General features: G+C 48.2%; 24 protein-coding genes. All 24 read right to left on the reverse strand.

Translation table 11 applies throughout. The features are described from left to right. Window positions 1-3 precede the first annotated feature (3 nt). The gene (locus A372_RS0106995) at window positions 4-876 is read right to left on the reverse strand and encodes a carbohydrate ABC transporter permease (RefSeq protein ID WP_019420117.1); all 873 of its coding nucleotides are present in this window, start codon (window positions 874-876) and stop codon (window positions 4-6) included. 12 nt (window positions 877-888) lie between these two features. After that, window positions 889-1,776, reverse strand: coding sequence for a carbohydrate ABC transporter permease (locus tag A372_RS0107000; RefSeq protein WP_019420118.1), 888 nt, complete (start codon window positions 1,774-1,776; stop codon window positions 889-891). Then, a complete protein-coding gene (locus A372_RS0107005; protein ID WP_019420119.1) occupies window positions 1,773-4,757 on the reverse strand; it encodes an extracellular solute-binding protein in 2,985 nt (994 codons plus the stop codon). The genes A372_RS0107000 and A372_RS0107005 overlap by 4 nt, the downstream gene beginning before the upstream one ends. A gap of 124 nt (window positions 4,758-4,881) precedes the next feature. Further along, window positions 4,882-6,291 carry an extracellular solute-binding protein gene (locus A372_RS0107010; RefSeq protein ID WP_019420120.1) on the reverse strand — a complete coding sequence of 470 codons (1,410 nt, stop codon included), beginning with the start codon at window positions 6,289-6,291 and terminating at the stop codon, window positions 4,882-4,884. A 217-nt stretch (window positions 6,292-6,508) separates the two neighbouring features. Next, window positions 6,509-7,522, reverse strand: a complete 1,014-nt coding sequence (locus A372_RS0107015) for a LacI family DNA-binding transcriptional regulator (protein WP_019420121.1) — start codon at window positions 7,520-7,522, stop codon at window positions 6,509-6,511. Between the two features lie 841 nt (window positions 7,523-8,363). Further along, window positions 8,364-8,639, reverse strand: a complete 276-nt coding sequence (locus tag A372_RS0107020; RefSeq protein WP_019420122.1) for a hypothetical protein — start codon at window positions 8,637-8,639, stop codon at window positions 8,364-8,366. Window positions 8,640-8,750: 111 nt separating this feature from the next. Then, the gene (locus A372_RS0107025) at window positions 8,751-9,395 is read right to left on the reverse strand and encodes an SMI1/KNR4 family protein (protein WP_019420123.1); all 645 of its coding nucleotides are present in this window, start codon (window positions 9,393-9,395) and stop codon (window positions 8,751-8,753) included. Between the two features lie 82 nt (window positions 9,396-9,477). Next, the gene (locus tag A372_RS0107030; protein WP_019420124.1) at window positions 9,478-10,098 is read right to left on the reverse strand and encodes an NUDIX hydrolase; all 621 of its coding nucleotides are present in this window, start codon (window positions 10,096-10,098) and stop codon (window positions 9,478-9,480) included. Further along, window positions 10,091-10,642 (reverse strand): DUF6886 family protein, encoded by a 552-nt coding sequence (locus tag A372_RS33455; RefSeq protein WP_019420125.1) that lies wholly within the window; start codon window positions 10,640-10,642, stop codon window positions 10,091-10,093. The genes A372_RS0107030 and A372_RS33455 overlap by 8 nt, the downstream gene beginning before the upstream one ends. 40 nt (window positions 10,643-10,682) lie before the next feature. Further along, a complete protein-coding gene (locus A372_RS0107040; RefSeq protein ID WP_019420126.1) occupies window positions 10,683-11,228 on the reverse strand; it encodes a GNAT family N-acetyltransferase in 546 nt (181 codons plus the stop codon). Next, window positions 11,228-11,425, reverse strand: a complete 198-nt coding sequence (locus A372_RS0107045) for a DUF4177 domain-containing protein (RefSeq protein ID WP_019420127.1) — start codon at window positions 11,423-11,425, stop codon at window positions 11,228-11,230. Before A372_RS0107045 ends, A372_RS0107040 begins: the two co-directional genes overlap by 1 nt. A gap of 91 nt (window positions 11,426-11,516) precedes the next feature. Next, window positions 11,517-12,080: an AAA family ATPase gene (locus tag A372_RS0107050; protein ID WP_019420128.1), complete on the reverse strand. Its 564-nt coding sequence runs from the start codon at window positions 12,078-12,080 to the stop codon at window positions 11,517-11,519. A 47-nt stretch (window positions 12,081-12,127) separates the two neighbouring features. Beyond that, the gene (locus A372_RS33460; RefSeq protein WP_019420129.1) at window positions 12,128-12,520 is read right to left on the reverse strand and encodes a hypothetical protein; all 393 of its coding nucleotides are present in this window, start codon (window positions 12,518-12,520) and stop codon (window positions 12,128-12,130) included. 211 nt (window positions 12,521-12,731) lie between these two features. Then, window positions 12,732-12,947: a hypothetical protein gene (locus A372_RS0107060; protein WP_019420130.1), complete on the reverse strand. Its 216-nt coding sequence runs from the start codon at window positions 12,945-12,947 to the stop codon at window positions 12,732-12,734. Between the two features lie 142 nt (window positions 12,948-13,089). Further along, complete coding sequence (locus tag A372_RS0107065; RefSeq protein ID WP_019420131.1) at window positions 13,090-13,752, reverse strand: hypothetical protein; 663 nt, start codon at window positions 13,750-13,752, stop codon at window positions 13,090-13,092. 545 nt (window positions 13,753-14,297) lie between these two features. After that, window positions 14,298-15,575 carry a Gfo/Idh/MocA family protein gene (locus A372_RS0107070; RefSeq protein WP_019420132.1) on the reverse strand — a complete coding sequence of 426 codons (1,278 nt, stop codon included), beginning with the start codon at window positions 15,573-15,575 and terminating at the stop codon, window positions 14,298-14,300. 318 nt (window positions 15,576-15,893) lie between these two features. After that, a complete protein-coding gene (gene map / locus A372_RS0107075) occupies window positions 15,894-16,640 on the reverse strand; it encodes a type I methionyl aminopeptidase (RefSeq protein ID WP_019420133.1) in 747 nt (248 codons plus the stop codon). A gap of 407 nt (window positions 16,641-17,047) precedes the next feature. After that, the gene (locus A372_RS0107080) at window positions 17,048-17,350 is read right to left on the reverse strand and encodes a hypothetical protein (protein ID WP_019420134.1); all 303 of its coding nucleotides are present in this window, start codon (window positions 17,348-17,350) and stop codon (window positions 17,048-17,050) included. A 40-nt stretch (window positions 17,351-17,390) separates the two neighbouring features. After that, entirely contained in the window at window positions 17,391-17,597 is a 207-nt protein-coding gene (locus A372_RS0107085; RefSeq protein WP_019420135.1) for a sporulation protein Cse60, read from the reverse strand. 313 nt (window positions 17,598-17,910) lie between these two features. Next, window positions 17,911-19,638 carry a response regulator transcription factor gene (locus A372_RS0107090; protein ID WP_019420136.1) on the reverse strand — a complete coding sequence of 576 codons (1,728 nt, stop codon included), beginning with the start codon at window positions 19,636-19,638 and terminating at the stop codon, window positions 17,911-17,913. 13 nt (window positions 19,639-19,651) lie between these two features. Further along, complete coding sequence (locus tag A372_RS0107095) at window positions 19,652-21,382, reverse strand: sensor histidine kinase (RefSeq protein WP_019420137.1); 1,731 nt, start codon at window positions 21,380-21,382, stop codon at window positions 19,652-19,654. Window positions 21,383-21,416: 34 nt separating this feature from the next. Further along, window positions 21,417-22,295 (reverse strand): carbohydrate ABC transporter permease, encoded by an 879-nt coding sequence (locus A372_RS0107100; RefSeq protein ID WP_019420138.1) that lies wholly within the window; start codon window positions 22,293-22,295, stop codon window positions 21,417-21,419. 20 nt (window positions 22,296-22,315) lie between these two features. Further along, window positions 22,316-23,221: an ABC transporter permease gene (locus tag A372_RS0107105; protein ID WP_019420139.1), complete on the reverse strand. Its 906-nt coding sequence runs from the start codon at window positions 23,219-23,221 to the stop codon at window positions 22,316-22,318. A 95-nt stretch (window positions 23,222-23,316) separates the two neighbouring features. After that, a complete protein-coding gene (locus tag A372_RS0107110; RefSeq protein ID WP_019420140.1) occupies window positions 23,317-24,948 on the reverse strand; it encodes an extracellular solute-binding protein in 1,632 nt (543 codons plus the stop codon). Window positions 24,949-25,375: the final 427 nt, after the last annotated feature.

A 25,375-nucleotide genomic window follows, 5' to 3' on the forward strand; every position in this document is an offset into this window, starting at 1 on the left:
CCTCTATTTCAGACCTGAATGCGCCATCGTGTTCATGACTTTACTTTGCAGCAATATAAAAATGATCAGGTTCGGAACGAACATAATTAGGGAAGCGGCAGCGGACATCCCTTGACCGGCGACCGTGTTGCCGGATTGTGACGCAATCGAGCTCATGAAGAAGGACATCGTCTTCAAGCCTTCATCGTTGACATAATAGTTCGAAGTCTCAAGGTTGTTCCACACGGCCTGGAAAGCTAAAATCGCAACGGTAGCTAGTGCCGGCATAATAACGGGCACGATGACCTTGCGGAATACCGTAAATTCGCTCGCCCCATCGATGACGGCGGCTTCTTTGAGCTCGTCAGGCACCTGATCGATGAACTGCTTGAGCAAAAACAAGCCGATTGGCATCGCAAGCAAGGGCAAAATATGAGCAAAATACGTATCCAGAATGCCAGTTTGCACGACGACTAAATAACGCGGAATTTGCACCGCGATCGGCACGAACATCAAGGCAAGCGTGTTGACCTCGAACAGCGCCTTGCGCAGCTTGAACTTCATCTTTGACATGGCATAAGCTGCCAATGAGCTTATGAATACCGAAAAGAACATGACCGATAAGGTGACCAGCAAGCTGTTGAATATGAACCGGCTGAACGGAATGCCGGATGTCGACGTCGTAAAAAACAACTCCCTAAAGTTATCAAGCGTCGGCTTCTGTACAATAAAGCGCGGCGGGAATGCAAACAGCTCATCAATCGGCTTAAAAGCATGAAAAATAATAAACATAATCGGCAGCATCATAAAGAACGCCAATGGAATAAGGATGGCATAAAACTTCAGCTGACTGCGGTGAAACTTGGACGGATTCATTTTTGTGCCTTGATAAGACATGGCCTGCACCCCCTATTCTTTCTCACCGAATAATTTCCAGGAAAATTTCGAAAGCATATATACACCGATAATCAAAATGACCGAAATCGCGCTTGCATACCCCATTTCATAACGAATAAGGCCGTAGTCAGAAATATGGTTGACGATGAGCTGCCCGGAATATTGCGGCGTCGGGTTGCCGCCGGACAGCTGGACGCCGATATCGCCGGCTTGGAACGTTGTCACGACCGCCATCACCGCGCCGAACAGCATCTGCGGCTTCATCGACGGGATCGTGATATAAAATATTTCTTGAAAACGGTTTCTAACACCGTCAATATATCCCGCTTCATAGATGGATTGATCAATGTTGAGCACCCCCGCGAACATCGCGAGGAAGCCCACCCCCATGCTGCTCCACAAGGATACGATGATCATGATCGTCATCAGATGCTCCGGCGATTGCAGCCACTGTATCGGCGCATTGATCAACCCCATATTGAGCAGAAGCGAGTTGATGTACCCCGCCTGGTCGCCGCTGAAGATGATCGTCCATACGACCGCCATCGCGACGCCCATCGTCATCGACGGGGAATAGATGATTAGCGCAAGTATTGTCCGCGGCTTCTGTGGAATTTGCGCCAGCATCCACGCGAGCAGGAACGAGATGAGATAGCCGCCCGGCCCCACGATCAAAGCGAATTTAATCGTGTTGGGCAGGACATGCTGCATGAAAATCTCATCATGCGTCAGCAGATCAATATAGTTTTTGAACCCGAGCCATCTCGGCATCTCCACCGTATTGAAATAAGTGAAGGAGAGGGCTATCGCCACCAGCACCGGGATGATGATAAACGTTCCGAACATTACAATATAGGGCGTCAGAAACAGGTAAGCTTCATTCCATCTGCGTGTCTTCATTTTCGCTCAACCCACTTGTCTATCGTTGATATGGTCGGGACCGGATAAGGCTTAATCATCTTACCATCCGCGTAGTAGCCGAACTCCTCCATTTTGCGCAGGATTTCCCGATTCGTACGCACCACCGCATCATCGATTGCAGTCCGCGGATTGTCTCCGTTGAACACGACTCGGTTCCATACGTTGCTTATTTCCCGCTCAACCATGTAGGCGCCCGGTACGCGAGACGGCTCCCGCACCCATTCGAATTGCTCTACAACTACTTGCTTGTCTTCCTCCGACCAAGGCACCTGCTCCAGCGCCTCGAGGTTGGCGGTATTCCACATGTAGGTCATGCCGAAGGTCGTCTGCATGAGATTGGCAAACTCAACTTGAATCGGAGTGGATAACCACCATTCAAGAAATTTCCAGGACTCTTCCGTGTACTTCGTCCCGTTGAAGATCATACCCGTCTGTCCGCCTGCCGGCGCCCAGCGCTCCACCGTTCCATCTGCCTTTTCCACTCCCGGATGCGGAGCAATCTTCCACATGTTGGCGATTTCTGGAGCTGCCGCCTTCAACTGAATGTACGTATTAAAGTCAGATATCCCGACCGGCATCGTGCCGTAACGGAAATGATGGTAGAAATTCGGTACGTCCTGCGGCAAATTATAAATGGTAAATAAGTCCGTCATAAACTTAATGCCTTCCAGCGCTTGCTCGCTGTCAATGGCGGTGCTCATGCCGCCTTCGCTGAACAGTTCTCCGTCAAATTGATAAATGAACGGCGTCGTCGCGTTGAACGGCTTGAAGCCTTTGTATAGCGCAAGCGGTTCGTAGAAGTTCATGCCCAGCCGCTGCAGCTCAGGCAGCATCTCCACGACTTCATCCCACGTATCCGGCGGACTTAGCTTCAACGTGTCAAGAATGTCCTGCCGATAGAACATCACCCAGAAGTTTTGTGTTTCCGGCAGTGCGTAGACGCCGTCCCCGAAGGAAAATGGAATCATCGCGCCTTTAGAGAATCGTGTGACGATCTCTTCGTAGCCTGTGAATTGCCGCAGATCCATTGCAGCCCCGCGGATCGCCAGCTCATATGGAATCCAGTTGCTGACGCCTAAGGCAACGTCAGGCTGCCGATTGGATGCATTGGCCAAGACGAGCTTGTTCTCATCCGGCATGATGGACAGCTTAACAGCGATCCCCGTTGCGGGTGTAAACTGTTCATCAATCATCTTCTGCATCAGCTCCACGAATGGCCTAGGACGGTTCACCCACACTTCCAGTTCGTCTTCCGCCTCGTTCGTGCTGGAGTAGGATTGATTCGTGAAGGACAAGAAGAAGCGTTTGATCGCTTCCCACAGCTTTTCAAAAAAGCCTGCATTGGGCGATGGAAGCTTGTCATCCTCATCCTGGAACAGATAAATACGATCCAAGGCAAGCGGAGACTCTGAAATCTTCTGCAACAGCGTGCCGAGCAGTTGGGCCGCGGATGCGGAGCCCTCTGAGAACAGGTTCAGACGATTGGGCAGCTCGTTCGGATTTTTGGCGATTGTGCGCAGCTGCTTCGAAGCGAGCTTCAGATTCACAATTTCGCCAATCTCCTCCACCTCCGGATTCAGCATGCTAATTTCGAGAAAGCGTTGATCCAGATCATCCGCCCACTTCAGCAACTGCTTATCCAGGCCTGGCATATATTCGAGCAGATTCCAATCTCGGTTCGCGTCCGCTTTGTTGCCGGTCAACTTCTTGATTTCCAACGTCATGCGGCTGATCTCTTTCATCTTGGACACGATATCCTCAGCCAATGGACGCATGCTCGAGAGGTTGACTGTCATGGCCAGCGTATGCTTCCCCTTGCTCAAATAAAATCGGTACGGCTCATCCCCGTTGCCGAGTGTTTCATTTTTCCATTTCTTTGTGTAGTGGAAGGCATAATTGTCCACTTCGCGAAAAGGAACGACTCCGTCGATCTCAATTCTGCGGAACACAGGCAGATCGTATTTGCTCTCCTGCAAGTATTTGAATGCAAGGCGGTAATACCCATCCTGCGGCACGTCCAGCTCCCAGGTCAGCGACTGCCCGCCTTTTTCATAGGATCTCGGGTCGATAATATTGAGCAGCTGCTTTTCCGTGTCGTACGGAGTGAGCCGGCTTTCACGTGCCGAGGCCGCCCGAATGGAGGAATCGTTCTTAAAGAGCGGCTGCTCCGCTTCGGTAATCAGAAGCGTCTCCATATGTTTTACGCTTTCATCTACAGTTGGCTGGCTCTTCAAGTAATCATCATACGTTTCTATTTGATCAGGGACTTTGATGTTCACATTGCCCAGCAGCATTTCCCCCCTGGTGTTGACTAGCGTTATGGTGTTTATGCCTCTCTCCAGCTTGAACTTGAGCGGATCCATATGAAAATAACTCGCATCCATGGCGTATACCGTTCGCCATTGCTTCACTTTCTGTGAACGAGGCAGCAGCTCATTGCCATACCGATCCCATTTTTCTGCGAGCGGCTTGTTCTCCCACAGACTCGGGAACAGGATCCGGCGACTCTCATAGAACGGATATTGTCCGTTAATTTGCAAATAACCCTCGGTAGGTAAAATACTGTCATTCAATATGTAGTAATCAAAAGCAAGTTGATATAATCCGGGTTCTTCGACGTTGACATTCAATGTGACCTTCGTATCCTTATTCCAACGCACCGTATCTCCACCATATCCGAAGCTTTCCGACTGGGAAACAATTAAGCCTTGGTTAGTCTCATCCTTGCTGGGTGACACGGCAATTTGTATATTTGGGATTATGGGAACCTCGGACCACTCTTGTAGCTTTTCCGTGTAGCTTGGCTCAAGCAATTGACGTGCATTCTCAACTTCACCAGCCTGTAGCGGCACTGGCTGCTCCGATTCCGCCTGCGCTTGCGTTCGTGGCGCCTTATACCCGCCAACAAGAAGAGTTGCGATCATGATGCATATCAGCAATGTTCGATAAGTTTTTTTCATGGTCTCTTCCCTGCCTACTTCTTTAGTAATGCCGTAGGTGCGAAAGAGTTAACATGCGCGATCAAAAGGGGGGGTTTTTGAAAAACCTCTTGGCATATTCTCTCGCACCTACGGTCAATGGCGTTTATTGATTTATTCGTTGCATCGCTTGGCTGACGAACTCATTCGCCTTGTCTTCCATCTCTTTCGCTTTATCCGCTGGCTTCAATTCGCCTTTAACGAATTTTTCAGACAGCTTCTGCTCATCATTCAGCCAGACATTGTATTCTCTCCAGCCCGGGAGCGTTTTGCCGAAGCCAGGCACCGCTTGATCAAACAGCTTGATTGCCGCTTTCACGCCCTCCATCTTCAACTGTCCGTCCATTTTCTCCCACACTTCCGAAAATTCGGCAACCGGGAATTTATCGATATCGATATTTAATTCCTTATTCAAGTCGAGACGAGTCAACCAGCCTTCTTTGCTCCACGTCATGAACTTCATTAACTCATAAGCGGCTTCTGGATGCTTCGTCGTGGAGGATATGCCAATGTAGTCCAGAACGATCGGCATTCTTTGTCCCGCTTTGCCGCGGGGATACGGATAGAAATCAAGCTTGCCTGCTCCATCCTTTTCCATTTGCGCCCCCAATGCTGCCATGTTCCAAGAACCGTCGATCCCGAGCGCAACGTGCCCTTTTTGCATAGGCCATGCCCCTTCGTCTCCGAACACGGCTTTTTTCTCTTCACCGGTCATTTTCTCCTCCACTTTCAATCGGCGAAGCTCAAGCTTCTGATTGTAGCCATCAATCCATTGCTGATTCGTGAAATGAAACTTCTCGCCATCAAAGGTGCTGTTGCCCATAGATGCATCACTCAACGCCGGCCAATGCTCATCGAAGGACAGGTTGCCCCACGGGCCGCCAATCCCGTAAATATGCTCTGCCGGATTGGATACTTTCTTCGCGATGTCGATCATTTCATCAATCGTCCAATCGTAGCCCGGCAGCGGGATGTTGTTTTTCTCGAGCAGCGTTTTGTTCACAAAGACGCCCATGATGAATTGGAAGGTAGGCGACGCCAGGCGTTTGCCGCCATATACCGCTTGCTTCGCAATGTTCGGATAGATGGCTTTTGTTTCCTCGTCAGCATCCCATAATTCCGTCAGGTCATACAGCCAATCATTCTCCACGCCAACTGGCACGTTCTCTACCCAAAATACGTCTGGCAGATTGCCGGCGCTAGCTGCCGCAGTCAGCGAATCCGTCCAAGGCCAGTTAATGGAACTATCTTTCTCAACGGTAATATTAGGGTGTTTCTGCATGAAAGCTTCTAACAGCTTGGCTTCCATTTCCGGGGTTTCCCAGCTTGCAAACTTCAGCGTAATCTTTTCTGTTTGCCACGATGGTTTCTCTTCTTCCTTCGGCGTGCCGGTTGCCGGCTGATTCGTCGAACTAGAGCTTTCGTTAGCCGCATTGTTCCCGCCCGTACAGGCAGTAAATATGGATACAACCAACAACAAAGCCAGCAATAATGAAAAACTCTTTCTTCTGCTCATCTCGTTATCCCCTTTGTCTTATAATATATAGGTATAATTGCATGAAACCGTAGTAAGACTCTCAAATGACATCGTTTTCATAAATTCAGAATATATATGTATCCATTGTAGAAATACCACTCTTTTAGTAATACAAGCTACAATAACCACACTTTTATGAAATCGATTTCATTTTTGTGCATTTTATAAAAGGGGTCCTCGGCTAAGAAGCCCGGACTTATGTTCTTTTATAATCCGAGGAACCGCGTATGCATAGTTGAGAATCAATAATCGCTATTCGGTCATGTTCATCATCCAGCTCACCGTTGATCTGCCGAATTAGCAATTCAGCCAGAGCGTACCCCATTTCAACCTTCAGTTGGTTGATCGTGCTCAGGGGCGGCGTCAAGTATCGGGACACCCTCTCATTATCAACACCAACGATGGCGAGCTCTTGGGGAATGGCTATGCTCCCTTCCCGGCATGCATCATACACGCCTAAGGCCATCTCGTCATTTGCCGAGAATACTGCCGTGAAATCAAGTTCTTTGGCCCAAAGACGCTGTATTGCCGCATAACCGCCTTCTTGGTTGAAATCACCGTTCTCTACAAGCTCCGGACGAAATGGAATGCCATGATCTCTCAAAGCTTTAATATATCCTTCTAGACGGTCAAAGCTGTCTACGGCATGCGCATAGCCGCTGATGAATGCAATATCCTTATGTCCCTGCTCAATGAGATGCTCCACCGCTTGCTGGGCAACCTCAGCCGTATTGGTCTGGACGTTGAAGATTTTAGGATCCACAATGCTGCGCCCGATCGTGCCGATTACATACCCTCGTTCGACAAGCTCCATCACTTCTTGCTTGGATAACATCGACTCCACCAAAATCATTCCGTCCACGCTTCGGTTGGTGAGCAGCTGCAAATACTCCGATTCGATATCTTTATTGTTTTGCGCATCACAAATGATGACTTTGAATTTCTCGGAGTAGGCCTTGTTCTGAATGCCTTTGACCAGATTCGTGTAGTAGGACACCATAATATCCGGTACAATCACGCCTAGGGTCAACGTTTTTTGCTGTCGCAGATTTTTCGCAGCAGCATGGGGCACATAATTCAATTCCTCAATAACCTTCAGCACCTTTTTCCTCGTATCAGCCTTTACCAGCGGGTTATTATTCAACACTCTGGAGACGGTCGTCGGAGACACCTTTGCTGCTCTTGATACATCCACAATTTTAATGTCCATTAAAAACTCAGCCTCTGTCATATATTTTCAGATAAATGAATCGCTATGTACACTTCGGCACACTTCCATCTGACTCACACCCAGAGTATAACAAGAAATGAAATCGTTTTCAATATTATTTTACATACGAGACGACAAAATTTACTTGAGCAGCCGCTTGGATCTAATGTAATTCCATGCTGCACTGCTGCACATTCTGAGGAGTAACGTTGTACAGAACAAGCTAACTGTAGTTGTGCAGTTGGAGGGCAACAAGCAACCATACCGAGCGGGTATTTCACTTTACCCGTTACATGAGGATATTGAAATTTGAGATGACTGCCATTGCCTAAGCAGCAAACTAGTGAGCGAAGACCAGTCATTGGTCCTATGAATGGCTGTCTGACCCTGATCGTTCGTCGCATCATAGGGACGTCGTCCGGTCATTCCATGAATGTCCGAATCCACATTTGGGGAGACGAGCTCTCTCCGTTTGGCGCTTATAGTCACTCTCCCCTTCGATCAGAAACAACGATTTCACAAGTCAGCCCAACGCTCAACTGTGATGTGGCATGGCAGTTATGCGGTAGCATGAACTGCTGCACAGTCTGAGGACTAACGTTGCACGGAACGGGGAGAAGACAGGCACACAACTTCCCCCATACGGAGGGATGAATCATTCTGAATGAAAGGGAGAGTGGCGATAAGATCTTTTCAGAGTATAGTCGTTGACTGGAAGCACTAAGGATCATATCTGTTATACAACCGGTAACGAATCACGTGCCTTGTCTCTCCGTTTCCTTATCAAAGCGCAACAGTTATGTCACCAATCTCATCTCACCAGTTATCAGCCGTTAAGCCGTTAACCTTGATTCAGCTTGTCTAGCGCAATTGTGGCTTGGTCGCATATGCGTCTGGAGTGAGCCCGGCCACCACCGCGAATCGGATCGCTCTCTGCAGGCGGAATTCGATAGTCGGCGAGCGCCGCTTCCAAGTAAGGACGGGCCTCCTCTATCTTCTGCTCGCCTGCGATAAAAATGGCTCTGTCTTTCACATACAGCTTCCGGTGTTCAATCAACTCGCACAGAATGCGCACGCCTTTATCTGGATTAACCTGAAGTTTTTTTTCGTGAGCCACAAAAAAAGAACATTTTCCAAACTAGCTTCGTTGGGAAAGGAGGGCCGGCATGTCAGAAGCATTGAAGGTTCCTATGGATGATCTGGAGACGTGCGATTATGACCTGGAAGATTAGTCCTCTATTTGTTCTTCTGTATTCCGCAGTGAGCATAACGTCATGATCATTTCACGGAATGAAGCAAAGATGTCATTTACGTACGGCAGCACATTCGCTCGTACCCGAGACCCATCTTCCCCCAGCTCATGCAAATAATCGTGCAGAATCCATATGACGGGGCAATCGCCGTCTTCGTCCATTCTCAACGTGTCGAAGCAGACAGGGCCTTGACTGTCTTCACATTCCGTAAAAGGAACATAACCTGCCGCTAACAACGGCTCCCAGGACTGAAGCAGAAACCGGTAGTTGGACAGCCTGTCCTCCGACGACATCGCAGGCATTTCAATGAATCGGCAATCGCCTTTATATCCGTCCTCTTCCTTCACGTTATTGAAGTGTAGATCGATATAATGATACGTTTGGAGCAATGCCTTCAATAGTGGTGGAAAGGAGATCGAGAACTCAGCTTCCAATTCCCGAATTTCCTCATCGGTAATAGTAGAGGGGATGAGCTTCCAGTTCACCCAACCTTCTTCATCTACTTCACCGGCTCTCATATCATCCGGCACATTTTCCTCCACACTCATGAACGCTAATGGATCAACGTTTGTCAGAAACGAATCCAAATAGTCCTTTATCAGTGCCCTTTCTTCCTTCATCTGCTGTAACTCCTTTCGATGCTTGGCAGTTCAGTCCTTCTACTATAATTTCGAGTATTTTCAAGTATTTGCGGGCTCTGGTTCACTCCACACAACTTGCTAGGTGGTCCAATATAAACTCATAATATGTACGTTCATGCGGAACAAAATCGCCCATCGTCAGCTTCACTTCCACGCCAGCAGGACCGTGCACAGGCACGAATTCTGTTCCAGCAATGCTCTCTGCTTCATGGGTAAACAGCAAGCGAAAATGCCCAACTTCGACTGTGACAATCGAAGTGACTTCATCTTCCTGCAATCGGAAATCCGTTAAAGAGCCTTGATACTCATGGAAAAAAACATGGCCAAACTCATTGTCAATGATGTTGTCGCCCTTAATCGAATCGGAAATGACACCGGTATAGGTGAGCTGTGACGGATCCAAGTCAATTCCTAGCTCCTCCCTCAACTCTCGGACGCCATCCAGCGGACGTTCCCCGGCTTCCAGATGTCCTGCTGTCGTAATATCCAATAGCCCGGCGTAATCTTTCTTTTGGCTATGTCTTCTTTGAAACAAAAGGTGCGCTTTCCCGTTCTCCACCCTCCATAACCAACAATGAAACGTTTGGTGCCACAGCCCTTCGGAATGAACCTCATCCCGCAGCTTAACACCTGTATGCTCCATATTGCTCGTGAACGTGTCGATATACTCTTTTCTAACCATAATGCTCTCTCCTATGCTCAATGGTTGCGTTCGCCTTCGCCGCATGTTTGAAGCGGATGATGGAAAAATCCAGCGTAGAAGCGATAACGCTATTGCGAATGGGATGCAAATCCGGGGTGAACCGCAATTCTACGTGCTGGCTCGCGATCCGCTCTAGCAAATCGCCGACCGGCTCGACCTGCAAAGGAACGATTTCCTCCGCTGCTGTGTAATACCCAGCCGTTTTGGCTTCTTCGAACAATTGAAACTTCTCCGCGGGAAACGTATATACATATAGCTTCGTACTGCGGATTCGCTTCAGCCACCCATTTTCGACGACGATAATTTTGTCTACGGTCGTATTCGCGAAGAAAAGATCGCGATCTTCCTCTGTCGTCCACGCCGCTTTCCAATAGATGACCCGGGGACAGTCCCTTGGGAAAAAGTAATGCACAGCGCTAGCCTCATCAATCGCGAATACCATAGGCGGATATTGCGGAAACGAAGTCGGCGGCCGTGGCTTGAATATTTCGATATCCGGTTCCTCGCTGAAATGATAGAGCATATGTCCTCCCTTTCACATTGTAATAGGTATGCCGATATTTTCACGCTTGGTTTGCTTCGTATTCAATGAGCCAGCAGTCCCGCATTTCACCTTCGTGATATTCATGCTGCGGCAGTAATTTGACCTTATGAAATCCGCACTTCTCATACACTTTAAGCGCGCGCTCATTCCACGTTTGCGGATCCATGACGATTTTATCGGCATGATATTCCGTTGTTAAATGACGTGCCATGGCTTGAACCAGCTCGGTTCCAATCCCTTTGTTCCAATACTCCGTTGCTCCGATAAATTGATCCATCCCGAAAAATCGTCCCTCGGATTCTTCATAACCATATTCCTGACGTTCTTCTTCCGCGAGCGAGTAATATTGAATGTACCCGATGGCCGTATCATCATACTCTACAATGCACGGTGTAATGTCGCGGGAGCGCCCATAAAAATGCTTCTGGACCATCGCGAGGTCGTGCGGGCGATCTCTGCCTTCATAATAACGCAGCACTTCGGGATCCGACAGCCACGTGACAAGCAGGGTAGCGTCACTGTCACGGAGCGGTCTGACATGGATCCTATTGGCAGTGAACAGCATCACATTTTCTTCCTTCTTTTGAATACCGAGATGACGTCGGTCGTCTGGCCCGATAGACTTGTATCGAAGCAGGATACCAACTCCCAGCCATCCATGCCAAGCTGATTCAGCTCATCTTCGAACGATTTTTCGTCGACCTTGCCGCCGAGGAAACCCCCTGTTTTAATTTTCAACGTCTTATACTCCCATTGTTCCATTGCAATTCATCCTTTCCTTAGCTGAGATCATTACGAATGAGTCTCTACTTATCACTGTTCCAAAAGAGTCCCTTTTTGAACTACTATAAGCCTACGGCAAAACTAGCGCCTCTGTCCATGCCCTGCGCCAAATTTCATCGGCCGTTTCCTCCGGGGTCAGCTCGGAAGAGTCGAGCCACATGCCAATTCGAGGCGTTTCATTGTGAAGGATATGATCTAAATCCGATACCGTCCATATTCCGTAGCCCTGCTTGTTCCGGGCCGCTTCCCGGACCGCCACGATGTCGGTTCGCGGACAGAGCACGACCATATAGAAAGGGCGGGTCTTGACGGACTGAATGAATGTGTTGACCTCGGCCCCTACAATCACGTCTTGTACCACCGTATGGAATCCGGCTTCCACGTACGCATCCGCTGCGGCTGCCGCCAAGCGGTACCGCAGATGCAGCTGTCGAATCGCTTCCTTCGATGCGTCAGGCAGCATTTCCTCGCGCCCGCTCACAATCATACGGCGGAATGCATCTCCACGCACATGAACTCCTTTCGTGAATCGTTCCGCCAATAGCTGCGCGACCGTTGATTTTCCGGATGCCATAATACCTGTTACGAGAAAGAGGCTTGGATTGCCTTGAGCGTTTAGTTGGTTTTGCTTCATAACATAACCTCCTAACATTAGAATGGGTTGTTATTCCCCTTAGCCACTCATCTATCTAATACAATTTGACTCCCGATGACGATACCTTTACATTCCTTTTCATGCCCGATCTCAATCGTTTTTACGATAGGAATGCTTCTTCGTTGCGTCAGAGCTACGAGGTATTCTTCAACGATGGCGTACTCCCCGTGCTGCTCCAACTCGGTGAAGGAGCCGAGAATGATGCCGGTACAGTGTTCGAAGGCACCGAGCTGCTGGAGCTGCGCGATGAGAGGCACGATGCGATTCGCGCGTCCGCCCAAGCTTTCCAGCAGAATGACGGTGTCCGTAAAATCCGGAAAGTACGCCGTCCCCGCCAGCTTCAAAAAGCAGCGGATGTTGCCCCCGACGACCGTTCCGCTCATGCGGTTGCCACGAATCCATTCGTATCGGAAATCCAACAGATTACGCTGCCCCTGGAAGAATGTGCGGTAGAAATGCCTTTTGTTGCTGACCTATTTATTGCATAATCTGAATCATGGGGAGAGTGAACAAAAGAGCAATTTGACACTCTTTACCTTGCTCAATCTGACGTTAGCTCCAGAGGGAGCTAGTGGGAGAGTGAACCCCAAGACTTCCAGCTTCCCTAACCCGCTAAGGCCCGAGCCATAGTTATTTCCGAAAAACAAACTTTCTTTGCCCATCCACTTCAATCAGCGTAAACTCGTTCGGGTGCTGCACATATCTCTCCAGCAGCTGATGCGCCGTACGCTCATCAATCTCCGTATGTATCTCTATGCCTTGAAATACAGCCGCAGAGATCGTCGTCTTGTAATCATACTTGAATTCTTCATCCCGGCATACGTCATAGCCGCCTTCCCTTGCCAATGAATCGTATAGGCGTCGTTATCTGCCCGGTCGAACCGGATGCGATGAAATACGGTACTGATGCGATGACCATTCGGTCACGGATTGTTAATAAAATAGATTCGACCTGTCATGCTATGCCACCACCTCATTGTTTTTTTCGCTATTTCGGATTGGTTATCGTAGTGATAGTCACCGTTTCATCGATGATATCCTCCCGCACGATGTCACCATTGTCATTATAAGTGGTAATATACAGCTTTTGTCCCTGAACCTCATCCAAAAAAGTATAGTACAATTTGAACGAATCGCTTACTTTGATGAGCTCCGCTTGCCTTTCAAGCCCCTTCACTCCATCCTTGACAACCACTCTCGCCTCGTCTGGATGTACGACGACGCCGATGAGCATCGGAAACGGGCTGTCCCCGAATTCCGAGCCTGCCGTGCTCGGCACATACATGCTTGCATTGCCAATCGGAATGGGGTTGTTACGCGCTTGCTGCTCAGGAAGCGTCATATGTAAATTGGAAGCAGAGAAACTGCCGCCAGATCCCCATTTCCAACCTGATGGTGTCTTCTTCACATATTCCGTAGAGACCGCAGATCCGGCTTTGTTTCCAGTAGCATTCCGCAGGAAGAATACGACGACTCCGCCCTCTACCGGCTGTTCAGGAATGATATAACCGACATACGCGTACCCTCGCACCTTCTCGATGGCGCTGACGATTGAATCGCTTGAGCCATCATCAGATTGTGACTCATACACGAACCATATCGCGCCGACGACGGCAATGGTGAAAATAGCGGATATCAATAATTTTTTCAAGAGCGTGCAACCTCCTTCTACATCGGCGATCGGCTACGATGACGTTCTTGATGCAAATACATCGATTCCCTTGCCCTTCTAATTGTCCAAGTATTCTTGAAAATAATCGGCAACATGCTCCAGGCAGATATTCTGGGCATCATCATCGTCGTCGGAATTAAGTTTTTCCCATGGGTCGGATACTTTAAAGCTTAATATATTTTAGGGATTAAAACAGCCATGAGGTTAAATATAGCAGCGGTTATTATTCTATCGTTTCGCTATGGCGCGGGGGCGCAGCATGGGGAAGTACTGTTTCGCAATTATACGCCAGAACGTGGCGATCATATTCCCTTCGGGGAGCTATCAATAATGATAAATGGAGATAGCGATAACCCTTCCTCCAGATCCTGTTCAGTGAACTACCTGACATACCCGTCGGACAGAGGACAGCTATCTCCACGTTCAGTGATGCTAAAGCCTGAAGCGGGCGATTTATCATAACAATGGTTTGCGTGAGTAAACACACTCCTCCAGGCTTCATAATTCGGAACAATTCCAAAGCATTAACAAGAACCAACTGCTTCACAGCCGGAAAATTGTCTGTAGCGTTGTGTAATTTCCGATATTTCTATCGGTTTTCCATGCTGCAATCGAGATTCCTCTGCTGCAAAGGACATCATATGGCTCTGTACGGAACCACGCAACGAAGCTTGCGCATACGTATTATTCGGGTATTGAATAAGATGGCAGAACTCGCTAAGCATAATGCTGCAGCCTTCACTTCCTTCATCATGGACCTTTATTTCATGAGAGCGGTTGCTTGCAAAATCAAACACCGTGAATGATTGCTTCTGCATATTCCCTCTAATTTCACCACGTGTCCCTGAAATCTGCACCGTACGCGAGCTATCATGGGTAAATGCCGATAAGGTGAAAGAGGCCGTCGCTCCATTTTCGAATTCCATATTAACCACTTGGTGATCGACGACGTCATTGTCACATCGGTATACACAGCGGCCATATGGCGTATGACCAACCTTCTCGCGAATACTTTCATCAGATAGATCTGTAGAGAAATGAAGCGCGCGTCGGCGGCCTTCTCCTAAATAATAACGCAAGTCGGAATAACAGCAGTCCTCAACATGCGGACAACCGTCTGTGCAATGCTCGGTTGCCCCCTCCGGCATATTTTCCTTCTTGAAGTGAAACAGAGAGCCGAATGAAGTTAACCGCTTGCAATCTTGGGCCATCAGCCACAAAATAATATCTAGATCGTGGCACGACTTCGCAAGTATCATCGGGCTGGAATGCTCCGTGCTGCGCCAGTTGCCTCGCACATAGCTGTGTGCCATATGCGCAAAGCCCACATTCTCGCTTAATTGGATATTTACGACCTTGCCAATATCGCCCCGATCGATAATCTGTTTAATTGTAGACCAGAACGGCGTGTAACGGAGAACATAGCATATCGTTAAAATGCGACGGTGCCGCAGTGCAGCCTCCTCAATCTCTACACATTCGATAGGCGATGGCGAGATTGGCTTTTCGAGCAAGATATGATACCCTTTTTCAAGCGCTGTCATCGCTGCGTCGTAATGCATCCGATCCTGCGTGCAAATGAATACGGCATCCGCGAAGCGAGGCTGTTGAAATACGTCCTTCCAGTCCGCATATACATGTTCGTCAGCAATATTATACTCTCGCGCGAAAGAAGCCCGTCTTTTCTCATCCGGTTCGGCAACGGCTACAAATTGCAGTTCTTCCGGGTATTGCAATGCATGCTTCGCGTATACTTCCGCGCCACGCACTCCGGCCCCCAGCAAGATTGCCTTCACACTCATATCCTAGACACCTCTTTATCTGCTTCTCTCTCTTGGTTGAATCAAAATCGAATGCTACATACCATAATTAATAACACTTCTAATGGTATAGTGCTATTATAACTATTGCCGTTCACAATTCATTGGATTATCTTACTTTATTTTTGGATTTCCTTCTTCATTTTAATTGCTGCGATCGGCTTGCCGGAATAATCGTTCGCGCTCTCAACGGCATACGGGATAAATCCGATGAAAAAACAAAAATGCGCTCCCGCCACGGAACACCGTTTTAGGGAGCGCACGGTTCATGCTAAGCATGTTCAGTATGACAGATACGGATTACAGCTTAGTCAAAATGAGCGGACCATCCTCCGTAATGGCAAGCGTATGCTCATATTGAGCGGACAGGCTGCCGTCCGCCGTTCGAGCGGTCCAGCCGTCGCTGTCCAGCTTGACATGATACGCTCCTGTGTTCAGCATCGGTTCAATCGTAATGACCATGCCTTCCTTCAATCTTACACCGCGGTTGCGAATGCCGTAATGAGGGACTTGCGGCTCCTCGTGCATGCTTTTTCCAATGCCATGTCCGATGAAGTCCCTTACGACTGAATAGCCGAGCGGTTCGGCGTGATGTTGAATGGCGTAGCCGATGTCTCCAATCCGGTTGCCTACGACCGCCTGCTCGATACCCAGGTGCAGGCATTGCTCCGTCACCTTCAACAATCGATCGGCCTCTTCCGACACCTCCCCTACCCGATAGCTCCAAGCTGAGTCGGACAAAGCGCCATTGAGATTGACGACCATGTCGATCGTGACGATATCCCCTTCCTTCAACGGTTCCTTGTTCGGGAAGCCATGGCAGATGACGTCATTGACGGAAGCGCAAGTCGCGAAGGGATAGCCGTGATACCCTTTCTGCTCGGGTGTCGCTCCATGCTGCTCGAGAAATTTTTCTACGAATTGGTCGATGTCATGTGTGGTCACACCCGGTTTGATCATGTTTTTAATTTCTGTGTGGCATTGGGCCAAAAGCTTGCCCGACTTCTGCATTTCCATAATTTCTTGTTTGCTCTTCAAAATAATCATGCTACACCTCGATTGTTTCCTATTGATGATATATATCATATTTTACATCAAAATGGTTTGCCATTCGGCATTCTTGTGAAACTTTTTCGCAATTTTCATTCGTAAAGCTTATTAATTGTCCATCATCACTGGGGAATTAGCAGGTTAAATGGCGTTTGGAGTATGGGCAAGTTGTTCCTCCGACCGCCTTGCTTCACTCTCCCCTTCCATCAGAATATGGTCTCACGACCCAAAGGGACCAAGAACTCGAAGAAGGAGATACGCTGTGCAGGCTTTCAGAAGACAGCCCCGTATACCTCATGAACCCCCAACTCAAAAAGAAGCCAGAGGCATTGTTCCCCTGACTTCTTTTTACCATATGATAAGGTTTATGAGTCCATACAGATTATCATACGTATGATTTGGCTTTAAGCAATAGCAGCCACGCCGTCTGCAGGAAGCAGATCGACATGGAGAATTTCGTTCGTGACCGGATGGCGCTGAATGGCCTTCACTTCTACGGACACGCTGCCTGCCCCGTCAATGCTCAGCTCCAGCTTATTGCTAAGACCGTCTCTGACCCATTTTGTAAATTCCTTCGAGTCGATATGAATCATGGTGCTGCTTCCTTTGTCGAGAATAACGCAAGGGATTCTGCCCTCGTTGCGCAGTCCCCGCAAGGCGGAGCGCTTCTCATTCGTTCTTGTTACCGCTTTAAAACAATGTGTCATGTCAATTAACTCCTCTACGTGTTCATTATTTTGCCCGTCACTACGGCTCATGCATGCCTGTATGATCGTTGGTTCGATAAATGACCATAATGCAGCTTCTCTGCTCAGATGTATCACGATTCGAGCGATAACCTGCCGAATACTTAATATCGATCACTTGGTCGTCTTGCAGCGTAGCCAAAAATTCATTGGCCTTCTTCTCCGCTGAAGCGGTACCTAAATCTAAAAACTCCTTCACCTGAATCATTGCATCATTCCTTTCTCAGTTGTCCATTAAATGTAAAAAGGCACAAATATGCACGAAGGCATCTCGCCCTGTATGGAGCGAAATGCCTCGTTGTTCATACTGTATCAATATAGGAACTCGTTGTCAATCTTCCCTGATGTATCCATAAATAGTAAGTGAATATCCTTTTTCTTCAATCTTTATAAGTTGAACTAATTATCTTACGATAAGCGATTGCGTTCGATGATACAATGGCTTCCGATGCTGTACATCCGTCCGTTCTCCTTTGCACAGAGAAAAGCATGGCTTAAGGCTTAGACCAAGACCCTTACTTTCATATACCGTTGTTGACTTCCTTGTATTGGCGCTGCATCCGATATTCTTGCGGTGTCGATTGATTTTGCTTCTTGAAAAACCGGATAAAGGCCAATGCAGAATTATAGCCAAGCGCAACTGCGATTTCATTGACCTTCATAGAGCTGTTCAGCAGCCATTTTTTCGCTTGCAAGTTGCGATAGTCGTTAATATAGTCGGATAGCCCGATCCCAGTCATCTGCTTGTATAGTCTGGAAAAATAAGATGGATTCAACCCGACATAATCTGCGATGGCACACAGCGATATATCGGTCGCTACGTTATCTTCGATATACCGGTGTACTTTTTTGACTAATTCAACCGGCATCTGCTCCCCTTGTGCAGCCTGTCGTTCAAACAAGCAATCGGCCATTTTCAAAAAATACTGCTTCAAATTCAGCCAAGATACCGAATCGTCCCTCTGGTATAATGGAGCCAAGTCGAGGACAGTGATTACCTTCTGCTTGAACGCTTCATTTTGGCTCAAGAACGACAAAAAAGTGGCCGCCATGGAATGATACAGCTCCATTTTTCGTTCATAGGCGTACGTATCGTCACTCCATATTTTCGTCAGATGAAGATACAGCTTGTAATATTCCTCCCGATGGTTGTTCTCCAGGCATTTCACGAGCAGCTGAATGCGGGTATGGCGAAAAAAATCGTTCGTTGTCCCTCCTGTCTCGCTCTCTTGCTGCTTCAAGATGTCAGAGTCAGTCAGAATGACCTCGCTGGACAAGCCCAGGCCATATACGAAACAATACTTCAGCATATGGAAGCGGTCGGAGACGGTGTGCCACTCTGTCGGTCCGCTGCTCATAGCGAATGAAACAGACACTTGCAGCAGCTGCTTGCAAGTCCGCTGAACCGTATCCAGCGTGTCGCTTAAGCACGAGTACATGTTTCTCCATGCAGCAGAATCGGATACGCCTGACGCTTGCATCTCGCAGGATGCAGATGGCTCCGAAGCAAGGCTTGCCAGCGCGAGCTCCCGCGGTTGGATGAGCCAGACGATTTTGGACGTGTCGTATACACATGAATAACAGCGCACATATGGTGCTACATATTCCTCGGTTATATTTTGCACCCCGTAAATAAGCAGCGCCTTGTCCGGCGTCGTGAACGTGTCTTTCCATGCATCCACTCGCCCGAGCAACAGCAGCACCGGCAGATCCGCCTGCAGAGGAATATCGAATTCCCGCAAATGCCGTGCCAACTCGCTTGCCGTCTCCTGCTTTCCTTGCAGAAGCTCCCAAGCGTACTCCTTCTGCAGCAAAGGCAGCGCCTGCCGCATACGGTTGTTGGCCCGCTCTACCATTTGGCGCTGGTCGCCTTCTTCCTCCAGCAACGCGATCGCCCGTTCGACAGAGCGAATGATCTTATCGTCGCTCTCCACCTTCAAGATGTAATCGAACCCGCCGTAGGTGATGGCGCTCTGAATATAATGGAAATCGTTGTACCCGGTCAGAAAGATGACTTTGCAGGCCGGCCATTGGGATTTGATTTCTTGCAATAATTCAATCCCTTCCAGTCCCGGCATCTTGATGTCTGAAATGACGATATCGACGCGGTAATTCTGCAACACATCCAAAGCCTCTTCGCCAGAATACGCTTTCATAATATCGAGTTCCAAACGTTCCGTCTGTTCGAACAGTTCAAGCAGGCCATCTACAATAATAGGCAGATCGTCGACGATGAGCAGCCGATACATGCAGGTTCCTCCTTTACTTCATGCCGAGATAGATATGCACTCTGAGTCCGCCAAGCTCGGAGCGAGATACTTCAATTCCGTAATCTGCACCATAACGGAGCTGAATCCGCCGATGCACATTAATAAGTCCCGTCGTTTCGTCGATACATTCCGCGGAATGTCTTAATCGATTCAACAACCACTCCAGCTCTTCATCGCTCATGCTGTTGCCGTTGTCCTCTACACAGATTGCAATCCCTTCCGCCTTCTGCTCGCTGTGCACCCACAATTCGCCGGTTGCCAACAAGTTGCCGAGTGCATGCTTATAGGCATTCTCGATAATGGGCTGCAGAATGAGACGTGGAACGAAGATGTGCGGTGTCTCTACGTCGAACCAGACGCGGATGCGATCTCCGTAGCAGATCGACTGCATATCCACATACGTGCGGGAATGCTTCACTTCCAGCTCAAGCGGTATCTCGTCTTCATCGTTCCGTGTAATAAATTGAAAATATTCGCCGATGTACAAGCAAAATTGATAGGCCTTCTCCTTATGCTCAGACTTGATTAACCGGCACAGCACAAAGAAGCAGTTGTATAAAAAGTGAGGATTGATTTGGGCTTGCAGCCGTTTCAACTCTGACCTTTGGTTGCGAATTTGTTGTTCGTAATTTTGCTCGATCAACGTCTTCAATGATTGAATTGTATCATTAAAGGCTTGATATAGATAACCGAACTCGTCATGTCCGCGATCGATCGGGATCGGCTGCAGATTGAAGCGCTGCACCCGCTTAAACGAATGGATCAGTCGCATTAATGGACGATAGATGAGCTTGAACAGCGAATACGAGAAGAACAGCCCAACGCAGATCGCGAGGGCGCATGCCCACCAAAACCATTGCCGATACGTCTGAAGCGGCCCCAAAATGGTGGATTCCGGAATGCACGTGATCGAGTACGAATTCCATAACGGAGAATACTTATACACGGTCAAATAGCTCTCGCTGCCATATCGCACCATTTCGTAGCCTTCTTCCATTCCTCCGCGCCGCTTCTCCTGCGTAAAAGCCTTGATCTGCTCCATCAATTCCGAATTGCCATTGCTCTGAATGTCCCAGTCGCGATCCAAATTCAAAAGCACGCTTGCTCCGCCCAGCGAGCCGGCAATTTGGTCAAGCGCCTCCTTTATTTCGCGAATGGACAGCTCCACACTAACGGCATACAGCGGCTCCTTGAAGGAATTCGCTGGATACTGCATGCTGATGAACAAGCGATTCCGCCAATAGATGAACGGTTCATCGTAATGCTTGGCGCTAAGCTGCATGGCCTTATATTCCTGCTGATCAATTGCCGTTTCGTATTGCAGACTGAGAATGGTTCGTTCAAGCAGCGGAATGTAAGCTTTCGCTTCCCTTATGAACGGACTCGAATTTTTCATTAGATCAAGCCGCTGCTGAATGGCCGTTATTTTCTGCGCTCGTTCGTAATCGGTCATATCTCTGCCCGTCGCCGCTAGTTCCAGCAAATCTCTGTCCATAACATAGTTGGGCAAATATCGCATGATCCGATCCGCCTCCTTCTCGAGCGAATCGAGATAGAACCGGGTCGTGTTCATGGTCGACCGCGATATTTCCGTCTGAATGCTTTCCGCTCCCTTGTGATTGATGAGCCACGTGATCATAATGAGCGGAAGCAGCACCGTCATGAACGCCGCCATGATTTTCATAAAAATCGAGGAGTCTTTCAAGCGAAATAATAGCTTCATCATCTGATCTCCCTAAGTAGATAACTTTAAACTATTATTCTTTGACGCTTCCCATCACAATTCCTTTAATGAAAAATCGTTGCAAAAACGGATAGACGATCAGGATTGGAAAGGCGGCGACAAATATTTGCGCTGCTTTGCTGGTCCGATCGGACAGTTGAATCATTAACTCTGCGTCTTGCGATTTCAGAAATCGGAAGTCCAGGTTAATAATAATCGTCTGTAAAAACGTTTGCAGCGGGTATTTATCAGGATGATTCATCAGGATCATCCCGTCGAACCAGCTGTTCCAATGCCCGACCATCGTGAAGAGACCGGTTGTCGCAAGCGCTGGCAGAGATAATGGCACATATATTTTCCATAATGTCGTGAAGTGTCCGGCGCCGTCCATCCTTGACGATTCGTCCAGTTCCTTCGGCAAATTGCGGTAAAAATTAAGCAGCAAAATAATATTGAACACCTGCACCGCACTCGGAAGCACTAATGCCCATATCGAATCGATCAGACCGAGCGTCTTAATCGTCATATACCAAGGAATGAGACCGCCGTTAAACAAAATCGTGAATACAAATATCCATACGTAAACGGTACGCAGGCGAAATTGCCTCGTGTCTTTCGATAATGGATATGCCGTTAGTATCGTTAGAAACATGCTGGCGGCTGTCCCGAGCACGACACGCTGGATCGAAATCCAGAAGGCCTGCAAATATTCAGGCTTGCCGAATACATTCTCATAAGCGGCCGTGGTGAACTCGACAGGCCATAATGTCACTTTGCCAGCCGAGGCCGACGCGCCGGAGCTGAACGAGATGGCCAAAATATGGATGATGGGCATCAAGCACATAAACGAGATCGCCGCAAGCAACAGAAAATTGCAGCCAATAAACAGTCGCCGGCCCAGTGTCTTTTTCATAAGTACGCCAAGCTCCTTTGCTAGAAAATACGATAGTTCGCGAAACGATAAGCCAACATATAAGACACGGAAATCATAATAAAGGAGACGATTGACTTTAACAGACCCACCGCGGTTGCAAATCCGAATTGCGATTGCTGGATCCCCATGCGATAGACGAACGTGTCAATAATATCTGCGCTTTCATACACTTGCGGGCTGTATAAATTGAAGATTTGATCGAAGCCCGCATTCAACACATTGCCGATGTTCAAGGTTAACATCAACACGATAATCGGCATCATTCCCGGCAAGGTCACGTAGAGCGTCTGCTTCCAGCGCCCGGCTCCGTCGATCTCTGCAGCTTCGTAAAGCGATGGGTTAATCCCGGTGAGCGCAGCCAAGTACACGATCGTTCCGAATCCGAATTCCTTCCATACGTCTGAAATGACCATCACGTAAGGAAACCACTTATTGTCGCCCAGGAAAAAAATCGGATCAATGCCGAATACGCCAAGGAGTTGATTGAAGATGCCTGAAGAGGGAGATAAGATGTCGATCAAGATCCCGCTTAGCAGCACCCAAGATAAGAAGTGCGGCAAATAGACCAGCGTTTGGAAGGTCCGTTTGATCCATTCTTTGCCCAGTTCATTTAACAAGATCGCGATCGTAATCGGCACGATGAGTCCGGCTGCAATTTTCATAACGGCAATGAAGACGGTGTTGAAAAAGATTTGGCCGATATCGGGATAATCAATCACAAACTGAAAGTTTTTCCACCCGACAAACGGCGATCCAAACAACCCTTTACTCGGGATGAACTTCTGAAAAGCCATGATAATGCCAGCCATTGGAATATAACTGAATATGAGAATGAAGACCAATCCGGGAAGGAGCATGACATGAAGCGGCCACTCGGTCTTCCACATGCGTTTTATTGTATTCATACGCACCACCTGCTTGAAATCAAAATAGGAAAAAGGGGAACCGAACGCGTTCCGATTCCCCTAAGGAACGAGATGTCATCTATCCATCGATGCAATTATTTATTTTTGGCGTACCATTCGTTCACTTCCGCAGTAATCTGATCTCCACCGAGCTTCTTCCAATCGGCGACAAATTGATCGAATTGCTCAATTGGAACTTGATTCATAATGATTTTGACGAACACTTCGTCCCGTTTCTTGTTCAAAATCGCGCCTTTTTCAACCATTGTCGGCGTCGGCGCGCCATAGAACTTGGTCTGTTCGAATAGATTGTCCTGCTTCATCTTCGGAACGAGTGACAGCGATCCGTTCGGGCCGGAAATCAAATATTCCCACCACATGGAAATATCGCCCTCCACATATTTCATAGCTCGGCCATACCGGGTTCTGTGTTCCTTCGTCGTCAAAATGCTGGCGTCCTTGTTCTGAATCGCCTTCGGCAATACTTCACCGTTGTCATTCGTCTGGTTGTGTGGCGTCAGCGGGTTAAGCAGCCAGTAGTTGCTAGACTTCTCCACCCGATCTTTACCAAATTCGTATACTTTATTTTCTTCCGTCTGGTTGTTGTCGACCACGATCCAATGATTCAGCAGCTTGATAACAGCCTCTGGATGCTTGGCTTTTTTGGACACGACATAGTAATTGATGGCTCCCAATCCGATCTGTGACTTTGCTGGCTTGTCGTCAGCTGATGGCAGCCGATATACGCCCCATTCCTGAACGGCCTTTCCGTCCTTTACCGCCCCTTGGACGAGATGGGCCGGTGTCCATTCGGCACCGTATAGTACGCCAATGCTGTCACCGAAGATCAATTCGGATGCCTTCTGCGTATCCTTGACAGCAAATTCAGGATCAATCAGTCCTTTCTTGAACATATCCTGCAATGCCTTCAATGCATCCTTCATTTGCGGTTGAATGTCTCCGCTCACGATTTGACCTGTACCATCGTCAATCCACTGTTCCAAGTAAGCATGGTAGCCGTTCAAGAAGCCGACAAGGCCGGTTGCGCCGTCGTTAAATGTTTTATTCAATGCCAAGCCGTACGACTTGCCCGTTCCGCCCGGGTCCTTCGTTGCGAACGCTTCCATAATTGTCATTAAATCTTGCATCGTGTTCGGTTCAGGCAGGTTGAGCTGCTTCAGCCAGTCGGTTCGCACCCACACGAACTGTCCGGTATAAGGATTCCCCGTCTGTGGAATCGCCATCAGCTTGTCATCGAACGTAGCAGACTTCATCTGCAGACCGCCGTCCATTTTCATGAACTTTTTCGTTTCAGGCGTGGCGAACTCTTCATACACACTTGTCAAATCCATAATCATATCTGCTTCGATCAGCTGCTGCAGTTGAGCGGCTTCAACCGGGAAAAAGTCAGGGATATCATTGGAAGCTATCGCCATCTTCAGCTTTTCTGGGAACTGGCTGCCGTCGGCTATCCATTTGTTCGTAATTCTCACCCCGGTGTCTTTCTCGTATGCGTCGTACACCGAGTTGTTGTCAAAGTCTTCTCCTTCATCAAACTTCAGATACGGATCACTGGCACGAACCGTTGAAATTTCCAAGACGGCATTCGCCTCGGTGGCTGGTACTCCCTCTGGCTTCTGTGCCTCCTCTTGCTTCCCGCATGCAGTGGCGGCAACGAGGCTAATGATGAGCGCCACGACCAAACTGATTTTCTGTTTTCTTTTCACGTGCGACCCTCCCAGTAAGTGAAAGTAAGTAGTAAATATATCTTATAATGCGTGTTCAAAAAGGTTGGTTTTCAGCACCGAGAAGGTTGCAGGAACTCGAAGCGTATGCTTCCGAAGCGAGTTTTGCTTTGCAAAACTTGTAAGGAGCAGCGCAGTGTAGGCAAGACTACATGAGCAGCTGAAATGTTTCCGCAGGAAACATACTTCGAAAGCATACGCTGTTCGAGAGTGAATGCAAGATTCGATGCCGAGTTACTTCCTGGTTGACTTCGTGATCAAAAGCGGACTTTTTGAACACCCTCTTATAGATTCATTATAAAAAGAGCTTGGCGGCGTTTCTATATACTGGTCTTTACATCTATATACAACTATTGCGGCAACAGTCTTAAACCTAAATGTCATAAACAAAAAAACCAGCTAATGTTTG

Source organism: Paenibacillus sp. OSY-SE (assembly GCF_000283315.1).
Taxonomy (GTDB): Bacteria; Bacillota; Bacilli; order Paenibacillales; family Paenibacillaceae; genus Paenibacillus_B; species Paenibacillus_B profundus.

Bases quoted from the DNA above. Each gene is read 5' to 3' on its own strand.
- A372_RS0106995 (WP_019420117.1), bottom strand. From the start codon at position 876: ATGTCTTATCAAGGCACAAAAATGAATCCGTCCAAGTTTCACCGCAGT.
- A372_RS0107000 (WP_019420118.1), bottom strand. From the start codon at position 1,776: ATGAAGACACGCAGATGGAATGAAGCTTACCTGTTTCTGACGCCCTAT.
- A372_RS0107005 (WP_019420119.1), bottom strand. From the start codon at position 4,757: ATGAAAAAAACTTATCGAACATTGCTGATATGCATCATGATCGCAACT.
- A372_RS0107010 (WP_019420120.1), bottom strand. From the start codon at position 6,291: ATGAGCAGAAGAAAGAGTTTTTCATTATTGCTGGCTTTGTTGTTGGTT.
- A372_RS0107015 (WP_019420121.1), bottom strand. From the start codon at position 7,522: ATGGACATTAAAATTGTGGATGTATCAAGAGCAGCAAAGGTGTCTCCG.
- A372_RS0107025 (WP_019420123.1), bottom strand. From the start codon at position 9,395: ATGAAGGAAGAAAGGGCACTGATAAAGGACTATTTGGATTCGTTTCTG.
- A372_RS0107030 (WP_019420124.1), bottom strand. From the start codon at position 10,098: ATGGTTAGAAAAGAGTATATCGACACGTTCACGAGCAATATGGAGCAT.
- A372_RS33455 (WP_019420125.1), bottom strand. From the start codon at position 10,642: ATGCTCTATCATTTCAGCGAGGAACCGGATATCGAAATATTCAAGCCA.
- A372_RS0107040 (WP_019420126.1), bottom strand. From the start codon at position 11,228: ATGCTGTTCACTGCCAATAGGATCCATGTCAGACCGCTCCGTGACAGT.
- A372_RS0107045 (WP_019420127.1), bottom strand. From the start codon at position 11,425: ATGGAACAATGGGAGTATAAGACGTTGAAAATTAAAACAGGGGGTTTC.
- A372_RS0107050 (WP_019420128.1), bottom strand. From the start codon at position 12,080: ATGAAGCAAAACCAACTAAACGCTCAAGGCAATCCAAGCCTCTTTCTC.
- A372_RS0107070 (WP_019420132.1), bottom strand. From the start codon at position 15,575: ATGAGTGTGAAGGCAATCTTGCTGGGGGCCGGAGTGCGTGGCGCGGAA.
- map (WP_019420133.1), bottom strand. From the start codon at position 16,640: ATGATTATTTTGAAGAGCAAACAAGAAATTATGGAAATGCAGAAGTCG.
- A372_RS0107080 (WP_019420134.1), bottom strand. From the start codon at position 17,350: ATGACACATTGTTTTAAAGCGGTAACAAGAACGAATGAGAAGCGCTCC.
- A372_RS0107085 (WP_019420135.1), bottom strand. From the start codon at position 17,597: ATGATTCAGGTGAAGGAGTTTTTAGATTTAGGTACCGCTTCAGCGGAG.
- A372_RS0107090 (WP_019420136.1), bottom strand. From the start codon at position 19,638: ATGTATCGGCTGCTCATCGTCGACGATCTGCCTATTATTGTAGATGGC.
- A372_RS0107095 (WP_019420137.1), bottom strand. From the start codon at position 21,382: ATGAAGCTATTATTTCGCTTGAAAGACTCCTCGATTTTTATGAAAATC.
- A372_RS0107100 (WP_019420138.1), bottom strand. From the start codon at position 22,295: ATGAAAAAGACACTGGGCCGGCGACTGTTTATTGGCTGCAATTTTCTG.
- A372_RS0107105 (WP_019420139.1), bottom strand. From the start codon at position 23,221: ATGAATACAATAAAACGCATGTGGAAGACCGAGTGGCCGCTTCATGTC.